This is a genomic window from Bradyrhizobium sp. WSM2793, from assembly GCF_000379585.1.
Lineage (GTDB): Bacteria > Pseudomonadota > Alphaproteobacteria > Rhizobiales > Xanthobacteraceae > Bradyrhizobium.
This window is the reverse complement of sequence record NZ_KB902782.1, coordinates 107,931-125,961: the sequence shown is the minus strand read 5'-3', so window position 1 is coordinate 125,961 and position 18,031 is coordinate 107,931. Positions and strand designations below refer to the sequence as shown.

General features: G+C 65.5%; 15 protein-coding genes. 9 read left to right on the top strand and 6 right to left on the bottom strand.

Going from position 1 to position 18,031, the window contains the following annotated elements:
* Window positions 1-1,542: an alkaline phosphatase gene (locus A3AS_RS0117920; protein ID WP_018318950.1), complete on the bottom strand. Its 1,542-nt coding sequence runs from the start codon at window positions 1,540-1,542 to the stop codon at window positions 1-3.
* Window positions 1,543-1,704: 162 nt separating this feature from the next.
* Window positions 1,705-3,150 (bottom strand): TAXI family TRAP transporter solute-binding subunit, encoded by a 1,446-nt coding sequence (locus A3AS_RS0117915; RefSeq protein WP_018318949.1) that lies wholly within the window; start codon window positions 3,148-3,150, stop codon window positions 1,705-1,707.
* A 148-nt stretch (window positions 3,151-3,298) separates the two neighbouring features.
* Between A3AS_RS0117915 and A3AS_RS0117910 the strand changes: the two genes are divergently transcribed.
* Complete coding sequence (locus tag A3AS_RS0117910; RefSeq protein WP_018318948.1) at window positions 3,299-3,595, top strand: 4a-hydroxytetrahydrobiopterin dehydratase; 297 nt, start codon at window positions 3,299-3,301, stop codon at window positions 3,593-3,595.
* A 98-nt stretch (window positions 3,596-3,693) separates the two neighbouring features.
* A complete protein-coding gene (locus A3AS_RS0117905; RefSeq protein WP_018318947.1) occupies window positions 3,694-4,089 on the top strand; it encodes a YkvA family protein in 396 nt (131 codons plus the stop codon).
* Window positions 4,090-4,243: 154 nt separating this feature from the next.
* Here A3AS_RS0117905 and A3AS_RS0117900 read toward each other — a convergent pair whose 3' ends face one another.
* The 3 genes from A3AS_RS0117900 to A3AS_RS0117890 all read right to left on the bottom strand — a co-directional run bounded on the left by A3AS_RS0117900 (window position 4,244) and on the right by A3AS_RS0117890 (window position 7,565).
* Window positions 4,244-5,404 carry a TAXI family TRAP transporter solute-binding subunit gene (locus tag A3AS_RS0117900; protein WP_018318946.1) on the bottom strand — a complete coding sequence of 387 codons (1,161 nt, stop codon included), beginning with the start codon at window positions 5,402-5,404 and terminating at the stop codon, window positions 4,244-4,246.
* 18 nt (window positions 5,405-5,422) lie between these two features.
* A complete protein-coding gene (locus A3AS_RS0117895; RefSeq protein ID WP_371260680.1) occupies window positions 5,423-6,289 on the bottom strand; it encodes a hypothetical protein in 867 nt (288 codons plus the stop codon).
* Between the two features lie 301 nt (window positions 6,290-6,590).
* On the bottom strand, window positions 6,591-7,565 hold the full coding sequence (locus tag A3AS_RS0117890) for an NADPH:quinone oxidoreductase family protein (protein WP_018318945.1): 975 nt from the start codon (window positions 7,563-7,565) through the stop codon (window positions 6,591-6,593).
* Between the two features lie 218 nt (window positions 7,566-7,783).
* On the opposite strand from A3AS_RS0117890, the gene A3AS_RS0117885 reads away from it, so the two are divergent.
* The 7 genes from A3AS_RS0117885 to A3AS_RS0117855 all read left to right on the top strand — a co-directional run bounded on the left by A3AS_RS0117885 (window position 7,784) and on the right by A3AS_RS0117855 (window position 15,792).
* Window positions 7,784-8,623 (top strand): SDR family oxidoreductase, encoded by an 840-nt coding sequence (locus A3AS_RS0117885; protein WP_018318944.1) that lies wholly within the window; start codon window positions 7,784-7,786, stop codon window positions 8,621-8,623.
* Between the two features lie 117 nt (window positions 8,624-8,740).
* On the top strand, window positions 8,741-9,388 hold the full coding sequence (locus A3AS_RS0117880) for an invasion associated locus B family protein (RefSeq protein WP_018318943.1): 648 nt from the start codon (window positions 8,741-8,743) through the stop codon (window positions 9,386-9,388).
* A gap of 226 nt (window positions 9,389-9,614) precedes the next feature.
* The gene (gene rlmN, locus A3AS_RS0117875) at window positions 9,615-10,817 is read left to right on the top strand and encodes a 23S rRNA (adenine(2503)-C(2))-methyltransferase RlmN (RefSeq protein WP_018318942.1); all 1,203 of its coding nucleotides are present in this window, start codon (window positions 9,615-9,617) and stop codon (window positions 10,815-10,817) included.
* A 163-nt stretch (window positions 10,818-10,980) separates the two neighbouring features.
* Window positions 10,981-11,475, top strand: a complete 495-nt coding sequence (locus A3AS_RS0117870) for a hypothetical protein (protein WP_018318941.1) — start codon at window positions 10,981-10,983, stop codon at window positions 11,473-11,475.
* Window positions 11,476-11,722: 247 nt separating this feature from the next.
* Window positions 11,723-12,499 carry a phosphatase PAP2 family protein gene (locus tag A3AS_RS0117865; RefSeq protein ID WP_018318940.1) on the top strand — a complete coding sequence of 259 codons (777 nt, stop codon included), beginning with the start codon at window positions 11,723-11,725 and terminating at the stop codon, window positions 12,497-12,499.
* Between the two features lie 93 nt (window positions 12,500-12,592).
* Entirely contained in the window at window positions 12,593-13,930 is a 1,338-nt protein-coding gene (gene argG / locus A3AS_RS0117860) for an argininosuccinate synthase (protein ID WP_018318939.1), read from the top strand.
* 104 nt (window positions 13,931-14,034) lie between these two features.
* Window positions 14,035-15,792, top strand: a complete 1,758-nt coding sequence (locus tag A3AS_RS0117855) for an alkaline phosphatase (protein ID WP_018318938.1) — start codon at window positions 14,035-14,037, stop codon at window positions 15,790-15,792.
* A 66-nt stretch (window positions 15,793-15,858) separates the two neighbouring features.
* Here the strand turns inward: A3AS_RS0117855 and A3AS_RS45105 are convergent, their stop codons facing one another.
* Window positions 15,859-17,976, bottom strand: a complete 2,118-nt coding sequence (locus tag A3AS_RS45105) for an OmpA family protein (RefSeq protein ID WP_018318937.1) — start codon at window positions 17,974-17,976, stop codon at window positions 15,859-15,861.
* Between the last annotated feature and the right edge of the window lie 55 nt (window positions 17,977-18,031).

Here is an 18,031-nt window from a genome sequence, read left to right as displayed (position 1 = left end):
TCAGGCCTGCTTCGGATCGAGCGTGGTCGACCACAGCGCGACGTCGGCGCGGTCGCGCAAGGTCACCGTCATCTGGCCCGAGGCGCCGTCGATCTTGACGTGACCGAAGAACTGCATGCCGGCGGAGGGCGGCAGGTTCTGGCTGTCCTTGCCCGGCGCCTTGACGAAGCGCACCTCGGGTCCAAAGGTGTTGTCGAGCGCGTTCGGACCGAACGTGCCGGCATGCAGCGGGCCCGAGACGAATTCCCAGAACGGCTCGAACTCCTGGAATTGCGCCTTGTTCGGATCGTAATAATGCGCGGCGGCGTAGTGCACGTCCGCCGTCAGCCACACCGTGTTGCTGATCGGCGCCATCTTGATGAAACGCAGGATGTCGGCGATCTCGAACTCGCGGCCGCGGACCGGGCCGTCACCCTGCGCGATTGCTTCCGAGCCGCCCTTCGGCGTGTCCGCGACGACGAGGCTGAGCGGCATGTCGGAAGCGATCACCTTCCAGGTCGCGCGTGAATTGAGCAGGCCGCGCTTGAGCCAGGCGATCTGGTCCGGGCCGAGGAAGTAGCTGGCGGGGCCGTAAGCGGTTTCGAGATTGGCGCCGTTCGGGCCGCGATAGCTACGCTCGTCGAGCACGAACACATCGAGATGCGGGCCGTAGGAGATCTGGCGATAGACCCGCCCCGGCTCGACGATGCTCTCGCGCATCGGATACATCTCGTGGAAGGCGCGGCCCGCGCGGGCGGCGAGCAGGGCGATGTCGCGCTCCTTGTAGGCGGCCGGCAATTCCTTCGACAGCGACCAGTTGTTGGTCACCTCGTGGTCGTCCCATTGCACGAAGATCGGCACCTCGGCATTGAAGGCGCGGAGGTTGTCGTCGATGAGATTGTATTTGTGCGCGGCGCGGTACTCGTCCAGCGTCTCGGCGACCTTGGTCTTCTCGGGGATGGTGACGTTCTTCCAGAGCTTGCCGTCGGCGAGCTTCACCTCGGATACAATCGGGCCGTCGGCATAGATGGTGTCGCCCGAATGCAGGAAGAAATCCGGACGGTGCTTGCGCATCGCCGAGAAGGTGAACATGCCGCCGTCGTCAGGATTGATGCCCCAGCCCTGGCCGGCGACGTCTCCGCCCCAGACGAAGCTGACGTCGCGGCGGTCGGCCGGCGCGGTGCGGAAGCGGCCGACCACCGGCTCGCCCTCGATCGCGCTGTGGGAGAGATCGCGGAAGCGGACGCGGTAAAAAATGTCCTGGCTAGCCGGCAGATTCTCGATCAGCATCTTCGCGGTGAAGTCGCTCTCGGGGAGCGCTGCGATCGGCGGCAGCGCACGGGCATCCCTGAATGACTCCGTCGTCGCCACCTCGACCAGCATCTGCGCGGGCCGGTCGGTGCGCGCCCACACCACACCGCCGTCCACCGTGACGTCGCCCGACTGGACGCCATGAGTGACCATCGGCCGATCGGCCGCGCGCGAGAGATAGGGCATCGCGACCGCGCCGAGCGTACCGGCGCCGGTGGCGAGGAAGCGGCGGCGGGAGAATTTGATGTTCATGCTTGGCTCGCTGTGCTGCGCGCATCTCGCGCCGTCATTCCCGGACGGTCCGAAGGATCAGAACCCGGAATCTCGAGATTCCGGATTCGCGCGTTGCGCGGCCCGGAATGACTGTGAACCTATATTGAGACAATGTGACGCAGCGATAACGCGCGCAAGCGTTCACGCGTTGCCGGCGGCCTTGAACTGGGCGCCGGCCCGCTGCAGGTTCTGCGGCAGGCTGAACAGCACCGCCTTGCGGTCGGCGACGGCGGCGTGGAACTGGTCGAGTGCGATGTTGAAGGCGGTGAGCGCGGCTTCCTCGATCGCGCCGTGATCGAAGCAGCGCAGCGTGTCGCGCAGGATCTCGTCGGCCTCGGTCTGCATCTGGTCGAGCTCTTCGGTCGTCTCGCATTTGCGTGCGGCGGCGATCATGTCGAGCAGCCGTTCGCGCTGATGGTTGTTGTTGTCGCGCTCGTCCTTCTTCAGATAGCCCGCGAACCAGGCGCCGATCGAGCCCATGGCGGACAACGCCATCAGGCTCCACCAGATGTAATCGCTGTATTTGTCGAGGAAGGTCTTTTCCTCGCCGTCGACGAAGGCGGCAGCGCCCGGATGCACCGGGATCACCGCGTCCTTGTCGGTGTCGGGTGTCTCGATCTTCGCCGCCAGCGGGAATTCCGTCACCAGCTGCTGGCGCACGGCGAAGAGCTGGCGCGTGAACGCCGCGATGGTGGTTTCGGACACGCCTTTGCGCGCCACGATGTGGTGCGAGAAGCTGATGGTCTTGACCTCGTCATCCGGGCGGGCGGGCGAGCCGCCATAGGTGCCGGCGGGAATCTCGGACGCTTCGTAGACCGGGTGGTTCTGCGCGATCGCATCCGCGGACTCGATCGCGAGGAAGCTGGGCGCGCCGAAATCCTTGGTGGAGGCGGCGATCGCATCCGCCGTGATCTTGCTGTTGACCGGGCCGGCGGCGAGATAGACGTCGGCCTTCTGGGCCTTGATCGCTTCGGCGACCTCGTTGGCCGGGAATTGCACGATCTCGACCTTGGCGGGATCGACGTTGTATTGCAGGAGGATCACCTTGAGCAGATTGACGTTGGCCTGGGTGCGGCCGACAACGCCGACGCGATGGCCGGTGAGTTGCGAGATCTTGGTGATCTTCGCGCCCCGCTTCTTGCCTTTGCCAGGCACGGACCACAGCACCACGACGTTCTTGCGCAGGGTCGCGACCGCCTGCGCGTTCTTGGGGACGTCGAGGTCGCCGCGCACGATGGCGAGATCGACCTTGCCTTCCGCAAGCGCATTGGCACTGGCGGTGGCGCCGTCGGTCTGGATCGGCCGCAGCCGCACCTGGCCCTTGCTCTGCGTGAAGGCCTGCGTCAGCGCCTGCACGACCTTGACGTCGTCGCTGTTGGCGGGACCGACCGCGATCTTCAACGTCACCGGCCGCATGGCGAAGTAGTAGCCGCCGACGAGCGCGCCGATGATCGCAAGCACGAGCGCAAGAGACACGAGCGCGGTCTTCCGCGCCGCGGATCGCGGCGAAGGCGGAGAGGGCGTTTCGGCCAGGTCCAATCCCCCGGTCATCGATCTCCCAAACAGGCGCTTCAGGCTCAGTTTCATCTTGGCCGGCGATTTACGCCCGTAATTGTAGCAAATTTCTTGTCCGGCGGGGTTACATCTCCGTCATGGTTAGCGGATGGCGGAAATCCCCGTATGAACCCGGGCGTCAGCGGGGTGTTAGGGTAAAGTTCCCCTGAAGGACGGAGACATGACCATGGCAGATCGGCTTTCGGCGGAGGCGCGCAGGCAGGCGCTGGGTGGACTACCCGGTTGGAGCGAGGTTCAGGGCCGGGATGCCATCGGCAAAACCTTTATCTTCAAGGATTTCAACGAGGCGTTCGGCTTCATGACCCGCGCTGCGCTGGCTGCCGAGAAGATGGATCACCACCCCGAATGGCGCAACGTCTACAAGACGGTGGAGGTGGTGCTGTCGACCCACGACGCCGGCGGCGTCACCGCGCTCGACATCGCGCTGGCCAAGACGATGAACGCGATCGCAGGCTGAGACCGGGCCGACATCTTGCAGGGATCGGCCACATCCCCATCTTGTGATCAGCCGGGATCGGCGATCCGTCGCCCGGCTGAACGGGGAGTTTGTCGAACATGGCTGCCGAACACAGCGTCGGTTTCGAGCCGGCCGATCGGCTCGCGGAAGACCGTGAGAGCGTACGCCGCCGCTTCTGGCGCAAGCTGAAGCGTGTCGCCGCGCAGCTGCCGTTCGCGGAAGACCTGCTTGCTGCTTATTACTGCGCGTTCGACCTGCAGACCCCGCGCCACGTCCAGGCCGCGCTGTTGGGTGCGATCGCCTATTTCATCCTGCCGTTCGATTTCGTCGCCGACGTGATGCCGGTCCTCGGCTTCGCCGACGATGCCGCCGTGCTCGCCACCGCCATCCGCATGGTTTCCGGCCACATCACCAATGAGCACCGCGAAGCCGCCCGTGCTGTGCTGAAGCGGGGGGTGGGTGAGGAGGGCGATGCGGACGTGGAAGCGGCGTAGTCAACGCGGATTCAACCACACATTCCGCTGTCATGCCCCGGCTTGATGTGTAGTCCGGGGACATGGCTGACACCTGTTCGGACACATCACTGACAGGTTGGCCATTGGTCAAGCCGGGCAATGACACGGAGTGTGTGGCGACGAAACGCGCTCGCTATTTCTTGCCCGCCTCCACCCGCGCCTTCTCCGCGTCCCATGCCTGGAATTGCTTGAACAGCGTTTCCCTGTCCGCGTCGGAGACCTTTGCGGCCGTGGGGCTCTGCTTCAGGAACGCCTCGAATCGTTGCCGTGTCACCGGCTCGACGCCGTGCTTGTCGAGCCATTGCTGCGCCACCGGCAATCTGTTCCAACCCGACAGGGGCGCCGCGAGCGAGACCTCCTTCCACTTGGGATGGAAGGGCGGGTTCTGGAGCGCCGGGAATTTCGTGAAGAACGCGTCCACGAACAGCGCGAGCTTGCGATAGCGTTCGGTGTTTGGCGCCCAACTATAGGCCGCGAGCACCGCGGGCACCGCGATGGTGTCCACGCTCTCGCCCTCCTTGATCAGATTCGGATAGTCCTTGGTCGTCAGCGTCGCCGGCAGGTAGTCGCTCTGGAGCGGCTTTGCATAGTCGACCTTGGCAAGATGGAAGCGGCCGTCATTGCCGAAGGTCGAGACGGATTTGTACGGCTTGCCGCCGACCACGATGACGGCGTCGATCTCACCGGCCTTCAGCTTTTCCATTGCGATGCGCTGCTCGACATAGACGAATTTCGCCTTGATGCCGAGCCGCTCGAATACGGTGAGCGCGGTGACGAAGGTGCCGCCATTGGGCAGGTCGACGCTGACCGTCTTGCCTTCGAGATCCTTCAGCGTCGCAACAGATTTCGGCGCGATCACCTGCATCTCTTCGTTGTAGAGCTTCGTCACATAGGTGAATTGCTTCTTGATGTCCTTGGCAAAACCCTTGCGCTCGAGATAGTCGAGCGTGTCGGCCCGCACGATGCCGAGATCGACCCCTTGCAGGAACAGGATGTCGGCGACGCTCTGCACCGAGCCACGGCCGACGATCGGCAGCACGCGGATCTTGTTGCCGTCGTCGAGCACCGAGGCGAGGTCGGCGCCGAACTGCACATAGGTGCCGCCGATCGTGCCGGTGATCAGCGTGACGGTGTTGGCGTTCAGCGCCTGCTTGGTCGAGGTCGAGCCGAACTGGAAGATGGCCTTCAGGCCGTCCGAGACCTTGGCCGGATCGTATTCGGTCTGCTCGGCGCCGGCGGTGGAGGCATAGATCGTCATGATGGCGGCAAGTGCCATTCCAAAAGCGTTACGCATGATGTCCCCTGAAGAGTTCTAGTTCTGAATCCGGACGAGACGCTGGCGCGCCTCCGCCGATCCGAGTGATGCAGCCCGCTGGTACCAGTCACGTGCGGCGGATGCGTCGGCAATGACACTTCGCGCATCGCTGGTGCCGAGCACCGTGGGATCATAGGTCTGCGCCAGCAGAAGCGCGGCCGTTGCATCTTGCGCATTGGCCGCGCGTTCGAGCAGCAGCCGCGCTGCGGCGATGTCACCGATCCTCAACAGGCTCTTCGCGCGCGTCATCAACGCTGCCAGCGTGTCGGCGTCGAGCGTCCTGACCGGCTCAGGCGGTGCAGCGACGGGCTCCGGTGCTTGCACCGGTCCTTGCACCGGTCCTTGCGCTTGCAGCGCAACCTGATAGGCGGTCGCTATCGCTTCGCGGCTTGGCACCGTCGGTGCAGGGAGGTCCCGTGCGTCGGCGCTCGCCAGCGTCGTGTTGGACACGCGGGCCGGATCCTTGAGCGGGGTCTGTGGTATCGCCGGCGCGTTGGCCGACGCCATGGCCATGTCCGGCGCGAGCCCCACCCAGCTACCGGCGTTGGCGGTGAAGAAGCCGCGAAAGTCGGATTGAAACAATACGGCCAGAACTGCCAGGGTGGACGCTGCCAGAACAGCCGCGAGAACACGCGGCACAATTCTGGAACGCAACTCCACCGGCGTATATTCGCTTGGGTCCGGCGCGCCGAGCGGATCGGACAGGAACAGCGGAATCGGATCGTCCTGCGAAAGATCGGCCCGTGCGGCGCGCGCACGGACAAAGGACGCGGTCGGCGGATGTGATGCGACTCGATTGAAGTCGAGCGCACTCGACTCCTTGGACGGGCGGTACGCCGTCGTCTCCATGGTGATGCTCCCCATTACTAACGCAACGCAGGGGCATTCCCGGCTTCAGTCTTTTTATTGTTGTCCAGAGGTACCCCGCAAACTGGAACCGGTAAATCGCCGCCTGAATCAGCCCAAAAAACGACGACGATTTGCGCGAATCGGGAGAGATTTGGGTTTGATTGCGGCAAAGCAGGGGAATGCACCGCAATTTTGGCGGGAATGGTTGAGGGCTCATTACCAAGCGACGGCGCACGAAAAAGCTGGCGCAGCTTCAGCGACGCCAGCGATTCGAGCGGTGACAGTTTTGTGTGTGGCGATGGCGACGCCTACATCCTCACGGATGCAAAATCACCTTGCCCATGGCCTGACGTCCCGCGAGCACCTTCAGTGCATCTGCTGTCTGCGCCAGCGGGAAGGTGCGATCGACATGCGACGAGATTTTTCCTTCCGCCGTCCACTTCACGAGCTTCTCGAGATTGGCGCGGTTCTTCTCCGGGTTCTGCCGCGTCCAGGCGCCCCAGAACACGCCGCGGATGTCGCAGCCTTTCAGCAGCGCGAGGTTCAGCGGCATCTTCGGAATGTCGCCCGCGGCGAAACCGATCACGAGGAAGCGGCCTTCCCAGGCGATTGAGCGCAGCGCCTGCTCGGCATAGGCACCACCAACCGGATCGAAGATGATGTCGACGCCCTTGCCACCCGTGAGTTTTCGCAAACCTTCCTTGAGGTCTTCCTTGGCGTAGTTCAGCGTCAGCTCGGCGCCGTGCGCCTTCGCGAATTCGAGCTTTTCGTCCGACGAAGCGCAGGCGATCACCTTCAATCCCATCAGCTTGCCGAGCTCGCAGGCGGCAAGGCCGGTGCCGCCGGCCGCACCTAACACCGCGAGCGTCTCGCCCGGCTTCGGGCTGGCGCGATCTTCCAACGCATGCAGCGCCGTGCCGTAGATGATGATGATGCCGGCCGCGCGGTCGTAGTCGAGATTGTCGGGGATCTTCACGATCGACGCCGCCGGCAGCGCGATCTTCTCGCGCGCGCCGTTGTGGCCGCAGGAAGCGACGACGCGATCGCCGACTTTCAGATCGGTCACGCCGGAGCCGATGCTTTCGATCACGCCCGCGACTTCGGCGGCTGGCGAGAACGGGAACGGCGGCTTGATCTGATACTTGCCCTGAATCATCAGGATGTCGAAGAAGTTCAGCGCCGCCGCCTTGATCGCGATCACCGCTTCACCGGGACCTGCCACCGGATCCGGCACCTCAGCCAGTACGAGATCGTCAGGCTGGCAATATTGCGAGCAGAGGATGGCTTTCATGGCGGCACCTTGGGCGTTTTGGGTGGAATAATAGTTTGGCCGTTTCTGCCGGATTTACTGCGGCCGGACAATCCGGATTCTTTGTCTCGGGCGGCGCGAGGGCCTATCCTCGTCATCCGAGCGCAGCAAGCAATCCAGACTATTTCCGCCGGACGGATTCTGGATTGCTTCGCTGCGCTCGCAATGACGGAGCAAGAAGAAAAGGGAGGATTCAAACGATGTTTGAAACAGGCCTGCTGAGGGACAAGCGCATCCTCGTCACCGGCGGCGGCTCGGGCCTCGGCGCCGCGATGGGGCGCCGTTTCCTAGCACTCGGCGCCGAGCTCGTGATCTGCGGCCGCAAGCTCGACCGGCTGGAAGCAACCGCGAGCGAGATGCGCGAGGAGACAGGTGGCAAGGTCACGACGATCGCCTGCGACATCCGCGACGGCGCGGCCGTCGACAGCATGATGGAGCAGATCTGGCGCGAGGCGCCGCTCGACATCCTCGTCAACAACGCCGCTGCGACGTTCATCGCACAGAGCGAGCATCTGTCGTTCCGCGCTGCCGATGCGATCCTGGCGCCGACGTTGCATGGCGCGATGTACTGCACGCTGGCCGTAGGCAGGCGCTGGATCGAGGACCAGCATGGCGGCGTCGTGCTCTCGATCCTCTCGACCTCGACCATCACCGGCCGCGCCTTCACCGTGCCCTCGGCGATGGCGAAATCGGCGCTGCTGGCGATGACCAGAAGTCTCGCCGTGGAATGGGGCCCGAAAGGCATCCGCACCGTCGCCATCGCCCCTGGTCCGTTCCCGACCGCGGGCGCGTCGGGGCAGCTCCGCCCCGAAGGCCGTGACGAAGGCTGGACCGCGCGCAATCCGCTTGGCCGGACCGGAGAGCACGGCGAGCTTGCCGATCTCGCCAGCTTCCTGGTCTCGGACCGCGCCGCCTACATCAATGGCGAGATGGTCGTCATCGACGGTGGCGCGCATTTGCGCAGTTCCGGCGCCGAGGATTTGTTACGTTGGACCGAGACGCAATGGGCTGACCAGCGCGCCGCGCGGTCCAAAGCTTAAGGCGCCGCTGATACCGCTAACTGCCTTCCCAAATTGGACTTTCCCGGTTATCCCTGCCGGGGGACAAAGCGCGGCCGGGCCATCTTCCAGTCACAATATTGAGGGAACCACTCCACCATGTGGCGGGTGCTATCTTTAGCTTTGATGATCGGCATGATGACGTGCGGGATCGCCGATCTTGCGCGGGCGCAGACGACGCAACCGGCGCCGAAGGCCGCACCGAAGTCGGCGGCTCCGGCGGCCAATACGGCCGCAAAGAGCGCGGCAAAGCCCGAGAGCAAGCCTGCGGCCCCGCCCGCAGCGGTTGCGGGTGGCGCGGAGCCGACCCTGATCGGCCAGTTCGGCACCTGGGGCGCTTATTCGGCGACGCCCAACGGCAAGAAGGTCTGCTTCGCGCTGGCAAAACCCTCGTCGTCGAAGACCAATCCGCCGAATCGGCCGCGCGATCCCGCTTATGCCTTCGTCTCGACCCGTCCGGCCGAGAAGGTGAACAACGAAGTTTCGGTCATGATCGGTTACGCGCTGAAGCCAGGCTCGGAATCGTCGGTCGAGGTCGGCGGCGCCGCCTTCGCCATGTACACGCAGGGCGACGGCCTCTGGATCAAGAACGCGGCCGAGGAGGAGCGGATGGTCGAAGCCATGCGCAAATCCGCCGAGCTGGTCGTCAAGGGGGTCTCGGCCAAGGGCACCGAGACGACCGACACGTTCTCGCTGAAGGGCCTCGCCCAGGCGCTCGACAAGATCGCGCAGGACTGCCGGCGGTAAGGCTTAGTCCTTTAAGGCTAAGCGACACGGTCGCAATCGGCTGTTCCGGTTGCTATATAAGGCCGGTTCCAGATTTCTTCCGTCATTCCGGGGCGATGCGCAGCATCGAACCCGGAATCTCGAGCTTCCCCGGTGCGCAGTTGCTCACCTGAGGTCTGGTCCTCAGGGTCGCTTTGCGATCCCTTCGGACCATTCCGAAACGCCGCAAAACCTTTAGGTCCATTCAATGCAACCGACGACCGAGCCGCATAACGCAATCCTGGTGGAGAAGACGCCACTCGAGACCTATGTGCCGCCGGCGAGGCCTTCGCTGATCGGTCTGTCGCGCACGGAGCTTGCCGATCGCCTCGGCGAGATCGGCGTCGCACCGGCGCAGCGCAGGATGCGCGTGCAGCAGCTCTGGCACTGGCTCTATTTTCGCGGCGCCCAGAGCTTCGACGACATGACCTCGATCTCGAAGGGCATTCGCGCCGAGCTCGCGCAGCACTTTACGGTCGACCGGCCCGAAGTCGTGGCCGAGCAGATCTCCAACGACGGCACCCGCAAATGGCTGCTGCGTCTGCCGAGCGGCGACAATGTCGAGCGCGCTCATGAAGTCGAATGCGTCTACATTCCCGAGACCGATCGCGGCACGCTGTGCGTCTCCTCGCAGGTCGGCTGCACGCTGAACTGCTCGTTCTGCCACACCGGCACGCAGCGCCTGGTGCGCAATCTCACCGCCGGCGAGATCGTCGGACAGATCATGGTGGCGCGGGATCGCCTGAACGATTGGGCCGATCGCGAGGACGGCACACGCCGCGTCACCAACATCGTGATGATGGGGATGGGCGAGCCGCTCTATAATTTCGACGCGGTGCGCGATGCGCTGCTGATCGTCGGCGACAATGAAGGCATCGGCATCTCCCGCCGACGCATCACGCTGTCGACCTCGGGCGTGGTGCCGAACATCGTGCGCGCCGGCGAGGAGATCGGCGTCATGCTCGCGATCTCGCTGCATGCGGTGCGCGACGAGCTGCGCAACGAGCTGGTGCCGCTCAACCGCAAATATCCGATCAAGGAGCTGCTGCAGGCCTGCCGCGATTATCCCGGCGCCTCCAACGCGCGCCGCATCACCTTCGAATATGTGATGCTCAAGGGCGTCAACGATTCGCTCGACGATGCAAAACTGCTGGTGAAGATGCTCAAGGGCATTCACGCCAAGATCAACCTGATCCCGTTCAATCCCTGGCCCGGAACCGCCTATGAATGTTCGGACTGGGACCAGATCGAAAAATTCTCCGAATATATCTTCAACGCCGGCTATTCCTCGCCGGTGCGCACCCCGCGCGGCCGCGACATCCTCGCCGCCTGCGGCCAGCTCAAGTCGGAGACCGAGAAGCTCAGCGCACGCGAACGGCAGGCACTGCGCGCCATGGCAATGACGGATTAGGTTGTCATGACCGCGCTCTCGCATCCTCGTCATTGCGAGGAGCGTAGCGACGAAGCAATCCAGACTGTGTCTGCAGACGTATCTCTGGATTGCTTCCGCCTTCGCCAAGCTTCGGCGGACAAGTCGCTGCGCTCGCAATGACGACTACGGTGACTTCCTCCGCATGTCCCTGATCGGCCGCCTCATCGTCATCTTCATCGGCTTCCTCGCCGCCTGTTTCGTCGGCGGCATGATCGTGGTCGTCGCGCTGCTGTTTCCGGAGTTCGCCGATCTCGGCGCCGGCCCCGTCGATCAGGGCGCGATCGACATTTTGCTCGGCTTCGGCTTCATCTTCGTCTCCGGCTTTGCGCTGGTGCCGGCGGCAGTGATCGTTGCGATCACCGAAGCCCTCTACATCCGCAGCGCGCTCGCTTATGCCGTCGGCGGCGGCCTCGTCGGACTTGCCTGCTATCTCGGCCTCGTTCCCTTTCACTCCGACACGTTTCAGTTCGAAGGCATCGTGCGGCGCCATCTGGAGATCATGACCGGCGCGGGCATCGTCGCCGGCGTGGTCTACTGGCTGATCGCCGGCCGCAATGCCGGCGCCTGGCGCATCCCGCCACCCCCGCGCCGACCGCCTCCGCCGCTGCCGTCGAATTCAAGGCCGGATGCAAGATGATGCTCTCTGACACCCTCCCCTGGAGGGGGAGGGTAGGATCGCATCGCAGATGCGATCCGGGGTGGGGTGACAGACTATCCGCATCGGCGGTGTCGAGGACTGGTGTTTGCGGACGGACGAGAGACCATTTGTGTGGCTTCACCCCACCTCGCTCGCGCTTCGCGCGATCGATCCTCCCCCTCCAGGGGAGGATCGGCACCGCCGGTTGGGGTTTCCATCTCCGCCCCTCTCCGCTAAACCGCCCGCCATGAACCGGACTGGACTCTTCATCGCCCTGGCGCTGTGGCTCGTGATCGGCGTTGTTTTCGGCCTCTATCCCGAGCTCGATCTCAAGCTGGCGTCGCTGTTCTTCGACCCCCAAACCAAAACCTTTCCGCTCAAGCTGAACGACTGGGCGGGCTTTGCGCGGGACGCCGCGATGTGGGTCGCCTGGGCCTTCGTGCTGCCCTCGCTTGTGGCGCTCGTGGTCAAGATGATCCGGCCCGACCGTCCCTTGATGGTGTCGGGGCGCGCGATCGTGTTTCTGCTCGTCACGATCATCATGTCGGCCGGCATCCTCACCAACCTCACCTTCAAGACCTATTGGGGCCGCCCGCGCCCGGTGGTGGTGACGCAGTTTGCCGGCGACCAGCAGTTCGTGGCGTGGTGGGATCCGCGCGGCGGCTGCGCGCGCAACTGCTCGTTCTTCTCGGGCGAGGGCGCGACCGCGTTCTGGACGCTGGCGCCGGCCGCGCTGGCGCCGCCGGCATGGCGCCCGCTCGCCTATGCCGGCGCGGTGGTGTTCGGCGCCGTCACCAGCGGGCTGCGCATGGCCTTTGGCGGTCATTTCTTCACCGATGTGGCGATCGCCGGTCTCGTCAGTTTCGTCGTGATCTGGTTTGCCTACGCGCTGATTTACCGCTGGCCACGGACCCGGTTCTCGGACGAGGCGGTCGATGCCGCCCTGACCCGGCTGAACATGCCCGCCTACCGGCTCCGCCGGCGCCTGTTCGGCGGCAAGACCGGTCCCGAACCCTCGGTTTAAGCCATTAAATGGGTGCCGAGCCCCGCGAAATTTGATATTCGCGCGGTCAACCCGTCCATGACATCAGCCCTTTGAGACCCGATTGGAAGCGCCATGACCACGATCCTGAAAAGCCTGCCCAAGGGTGAGAAAGTCGGCATCGCTTTTTCGGGCGGCCTCGACACCTCTGCGGCGCTGCTCTGGATGAAGCAGAAGGGCGCGCGCTGCTACGCCTACACCGCCAATCTCGGCCAGCCCGACGAGGCCGACTACAACGAGATCCCGCGCAAGGCGATGGAGTTCGGTGCCGAGAAGGCCCGGCTCGTCGATTGCCGCACGCAGCTGGTCCATGAGGGCATCGCCGCGATCCAGTCGGGCGCCTTCCATATCTCGACCGGCGGTATCACCTATTTCAATACCACCCCGCTCGGCCGCGCCGTCACCGGCACGATGCTGGTCGCGGCGATGAAGGAAGACGGCGTCAATATCTGGGGCGACGGCTCGACCTTCAAGGGCAACGACATCGAGCGCTTCTACCGCTACGGCCTGCTCACCAATCCCGGCCTGAAGATCTACAAGCCCTGGCTCGACCAGCAGTTCATCGACGAGCTTGGCGGCCGCGCCGAGATGTCGGCGTTCATGACCGCGCAGGGCTTTGCCTACAAGATGAGCGCCGAGAAGGCGTATTCGACCGACAGCAATCTGCTCGGCGCCACGCACGAGGCCAAGGATCTCGAGAGTCTCGACAGCGGCATCAAGATCGTCAACCCGATCATGGGCGTGCCATTCTGGCGCGACGATTGTGCCGTCAAGGCCGAGAAGGTCGTCGTGCGCTTTGAAGAAGGTCAGCCCACAGCGCTGAACGGCCAGACCTTCGCCGATCCCGTCGCGCTGTTCCTGGAGGCCAACGTCATCGGTGGCCGTCACGGCCTCGGTATGAGCGACCAGATCGAGAACCGCATCATCGAGGCCAAGAGCCGCGGCATCTATGAAGCGCCGGGCATGGCGCTCTTGCACATCGCCTATGAGCGCCTCGTCACCGGCATCCACAACGAGGACACCATCGAGCAGTACCGCATCAGCGGCATGCGCCTCGGCCGGCTGCTTTATCAGGGCCGCTGGTTCGACTCGCAGGCCCTGATGCTGCGCGAGACCGCGCAGCGCTGGGTCGCGCGCGCCGTCACCGGCGAGGTGACGCTGGAGCTGCGCCGCGGCAACGATTATTCGATCCTCAACACCGAGAGCCCGAACCTCACCTATGCGCCGGAAAGGCTCAGCATGGAGAAGGTCGAGGATGCCGCGTTCTCGCCGGCCGACCGCATCGGCCAGCTGACCATGCGCAACCTCGACATCGCCGACACCCGGACCAAGCTGAAGCTCTACAGCGACACCGGCCTTTTGTCGGGCAGCGAAGGCTCGCAGATCTTCCGGCTCGAGAGCGACAAGGGTTGAGGCCTTTTGCCGCCCGATCGGGCGATGCGCGACATAATGACGGTGTCATCCTCGGCCGTTAGGCTCCCCGTTTCCCCCGGAATGGGCATCGCGGAGCATCGAACATGGTCAAGGGATCGGCACTCGCCTCTCTCATCGTCTTGCTTTGGACAACGTCACTGTCGGCACAGACGATCTATCCGATCGATCGTGCCGAGATCCTGGCCGGAGCCCAATTCGACTTCAAGGTCGAATTCCCCGGGCCGGTCGATCCCGCCAAGCTGAAGGTGACGGTGAACGGCGCGGATTACGCGACCGCGTTCGGCCGTTCGGCGACCTTCATCGACCGCGAGGACGGCAAGGAACAGTCGGCGCTGATCCTGCGCGACGTCACGCTGACCACGCCGGGCAGCATTGCCGTGGATGTGAGTGACGGCACGCGCCAGCGCAGCGTCACATGGACGGTCTACGACACGGGTCCGCGCAAGGCGAAGAACGTCATCCTGTTCATCGGTGACGGCATGTCGCCGGCGCATCGGGTCGCGGCCCGAATCCTGTCCAAGGGCATCTCGGAGGGCAAGAGCCGCGGCAAGCTCGCTATCGACGACATGCCTCACATGGCACTGGTGGCGACCGCGGGCTCGGACTCGATCATCACGGACTCCGCGAATTCGGCCAGCGCCTATGCGACCGGGCACAAGGCTGCCGTCAACGCCCTCGGCGTCTACGCGGACCGCACCGCAAGCCCGTTCGACGATCCCCGGGTCGAAACCATCACGAGCCTTGCCCGGAGGCGGCTCGGCATGGCGATCGGCGTCGTCACCAACACCGAGATCGAGGACGCAACGCCGGCGGCGATGGTCGCGCACACGCGCCGGCGCGCGGCCTATGACGAGATCGTCGAGCAGTTGTTCGCGGCCAAGCCGGATGTGCTGATGGGCGGCGGTAGCGCGAATTTCCTGCCGAAATCCGCCGCCGGCTCCAAGCGCAAGGACGAGACCGACTACATCGCGAAGTTTCGTGACGCAGGCTACCAGGTGGCGACCACCGCGGGCGAGCTCGGCGCTTCTGCCGCAAAGCCGGAGACCAGCAAGCTGCTCGGCCTGTTCGCCGCCGGCAACATGGACGGCGCGCTGGATCGCAAATTCCTCAGAGGCGGCGGCGTGAAGAAATTTCCCGAGCAACCTGACTTGACCGAGCAGGTGCAGGCAGCGCTGAACATCCTGGCGAAGAACGAGGCTGGCTTCTTCCTGATGGTCGAGTCCGGAATGATCGACAAATACGCGCATTTGCTCGACATGGAGCGTGCCGTCTTCGACACGATCATGCTCGACAACGCGGTGCGCCAGACCCGTGAATGGGCGCGCGCGCGGGGCGAGGACACCCTCATCCTGGTGTTGGCGGACCACAATCATCCCAACAGCCTCGTCGGCACGGTGAATGACGACATGGGCACCGCGCCCAACGTGCCGCTGCGCGAGCGCATCGGCGTCTACGATCAGGCCGGGTTTCCGAATTATCCGGCGCCGGATGCGGAGGGCTATCCGGCCCGCATCGACGTGAGCCGGCGGCTTGCCATCTTCTCGGCCAGCCTGCCGGACCATTACGAGACGTTCCGCCCGAAGCTCGACAATCCCAACGAGCCGACCGTGAAGGGTGCGGAGGACGGGACGTTCAAGGCCAACGACAGATACAAGGATGTTCCAGGCGTCGTGCTGCGGCCGGGCAATCTGCCGGCGATGATCGGCGCCAGTGTGCATTCGGGTGAGGACGTCATCCTCACGGCGACGGGTCCAGGCAGCGAGCGCGTGCAGGGTTCGATGGACAATACGGAAGTGTTTCGCGTCATCGCGGATGCGCTTGGGCTTGCCGCCGCGCATTAAGGGCGAGACGCGCGCCAAACAAAAATGGCCGGGATTGCTCCCGGCCATTTTCTCGTTGCGAGGGACTTACTGCCGCGGCGGAGGCGCCGCGTTGGCCTGGCCGCCATTGAGCAGCGGCGTGATGTTGCGGATGGTCACGCGCCGGTTGATCAGGCTCGGCCCTTGCGACTGCTCCTTCAGATACTGCTCGCCATAGCCCTGCGACGTCAGGTTCTCCGCGGGCACGTTGAACTGCTGCGTCAGCAATTCGGCCGCGGACTGCGCACGACGGTCCGACAATGACAGATTGTCGACCTCGTTGCCGACCGCGTCGGTGTGTCCCTCGATCAGGAACACCGCGCGCGGGTTCTGCTGAATCGCCTGGTTGAGGCCGTCGGCGATCACCTGCAGCCGGGCCGCCTGGTCCGGCGGGATGGTCCACGATCCCGTCTCGAAGTTGATCGTGTTGACGTCGATGCTCGGCATCTGCATGCGAACATTGGGGCTGTAGCGGATCTCGTCGAGCGAGTAACGCCGATCGATCCGCTGTACCGGCGGTGCCACCATGGTCTGGTAGATCACGTCCGGCGATGCCTCCTGGGCGTCGACGATGTAGCGGTCGTAGGGAATGTTCACGACCGGCGGCGGCACGTCGACATAGAAGCCGCCGACTGCCCGCGGATCGCGGTAGGTGTTGTCGATGATGACGAGCTCGCCCCCGCGGGGGTCCCTGCGGATTCGCCGCCGCAGCGAACCGTCCGCACCGACCACGGTGATGATCTCGCTGCCGTCGGGACGGACCACGACGGTGCGGGTTTCACCGCCGACGGTGTCGGTGCGGATGTCACGGGCGCCATAGCGGAAGCGATAGAGGTCGTTGCCGCGGACGTAAGCCTGCCCGCCCGGATCGCGGATGATGATGCGGTCCGGCTCGGTGTAGACGGTGCGGCCGCCTTCGACGACCTCGCGTCGCTGGCTGTGCATGTCGGCAATGGTGGCGCCGATCACGGCGCCGGCCACCACGCCTGCACCGATCGCGAGCGGGGTCAGGTCGCGCTGCTGCGGGCGCGGCGGAGGCGGCAAGGGTGCGGCGACCGTCGGCGCGGCCCGGAAGGCGGGCGCGACCGTCGGCGGCCTGTATTGTGCCCTGTCGGGCGGCGGCGCGGCGGCCGGTGTGCCAGGGACGACGGTCGGCGCGGCAGCGCCGGCGGGAGGCGCCGGCGGCCGGGGCGGGGCACCAGCCTGCGGGCCTGCAGGCGGGGTTCCGGCTGCGGGCGGCGTTGCACCCTGCTGACCGGGGGTTGGCGTCGCAGTCGGGGCCGGAGCCGCGCCGGGGCCCGGCGTTGCCGCACCCGGACGTCCGGGCGGTGGCGTCGGCGTGCTGCCGGGAGCCGGCGTGGCCGTCGGAGCGGGCGCGGCACCGGGAGCCGGCGATCCTGCAGCCGGAGGCGTGCCGGGACGTGCGCCGGGCGGCGGTGCGCCGGGTCGGCCCGCCGGCGGTGCGCCAGGCGTGCTGCCCGGAGCCGGCGTTGCAGTCGGCGCGGGTGTCGCAGTCGGGGCAGGTGTGGCGGTCGGAGCAGGCGCTCCCGGTCGCGCCGTCGGCGCTGCGGGTGCGGGAGAAGGCGTCGCCGCGGGGCCCGGAGCGGGGCGGCCCGGAGGCGTTGCAGCGGGCGGCGGCGCTGGCGGCGTCGGGGCCGGACGTGCTGCGGGAGGCGGCGGCGTCGGTGCGTGCTGCGGACCTGCAGCAGGCGGCGGTGCCGGCGGCGTGGGAGCCGGGCGTGCCGCAGGCGGCGGAGGTGGAGGTGTCGGGGCGTGCTGCTGCGGCGCCGCGGCCGGGGGCGGCGAGGGCTGCTTCGGTGCGGCAGGCGGCGGTGGTGGCGGCGGGGGAGCCGGACGGGCCGCAGGTGGCGGCGGAGGCGGTGGCGGCGCGGCGGGACGCGGCGGTGCGGCGGCCGGCGGCGGCGCAGCCGGCGGGTGGGGCGGTGCAGCGGCGGGCGGCGGAGCGGCCGGGCGCGCGGGCCCAGCAGGCGGCGCAGCCGCGGGTCCCTTCGGCGGCTGCTTCGGTTTTCCGTCAGGGCCTGCATCTTGAGGCTGCGCCTGTGCGACCACGAGCGGCGGCGCACTTTGCGCTTGCGATGCGGAGCTTGCGAATTGCATCGCGGTCAGAGCCGTCGTCGCGAGCAGCACGAAACGAAGATTGGTCATGGTGGTGAACTTCCCCGGAAGGTTCTTTGACGAAGTGTTGGAATGAACAGCTACG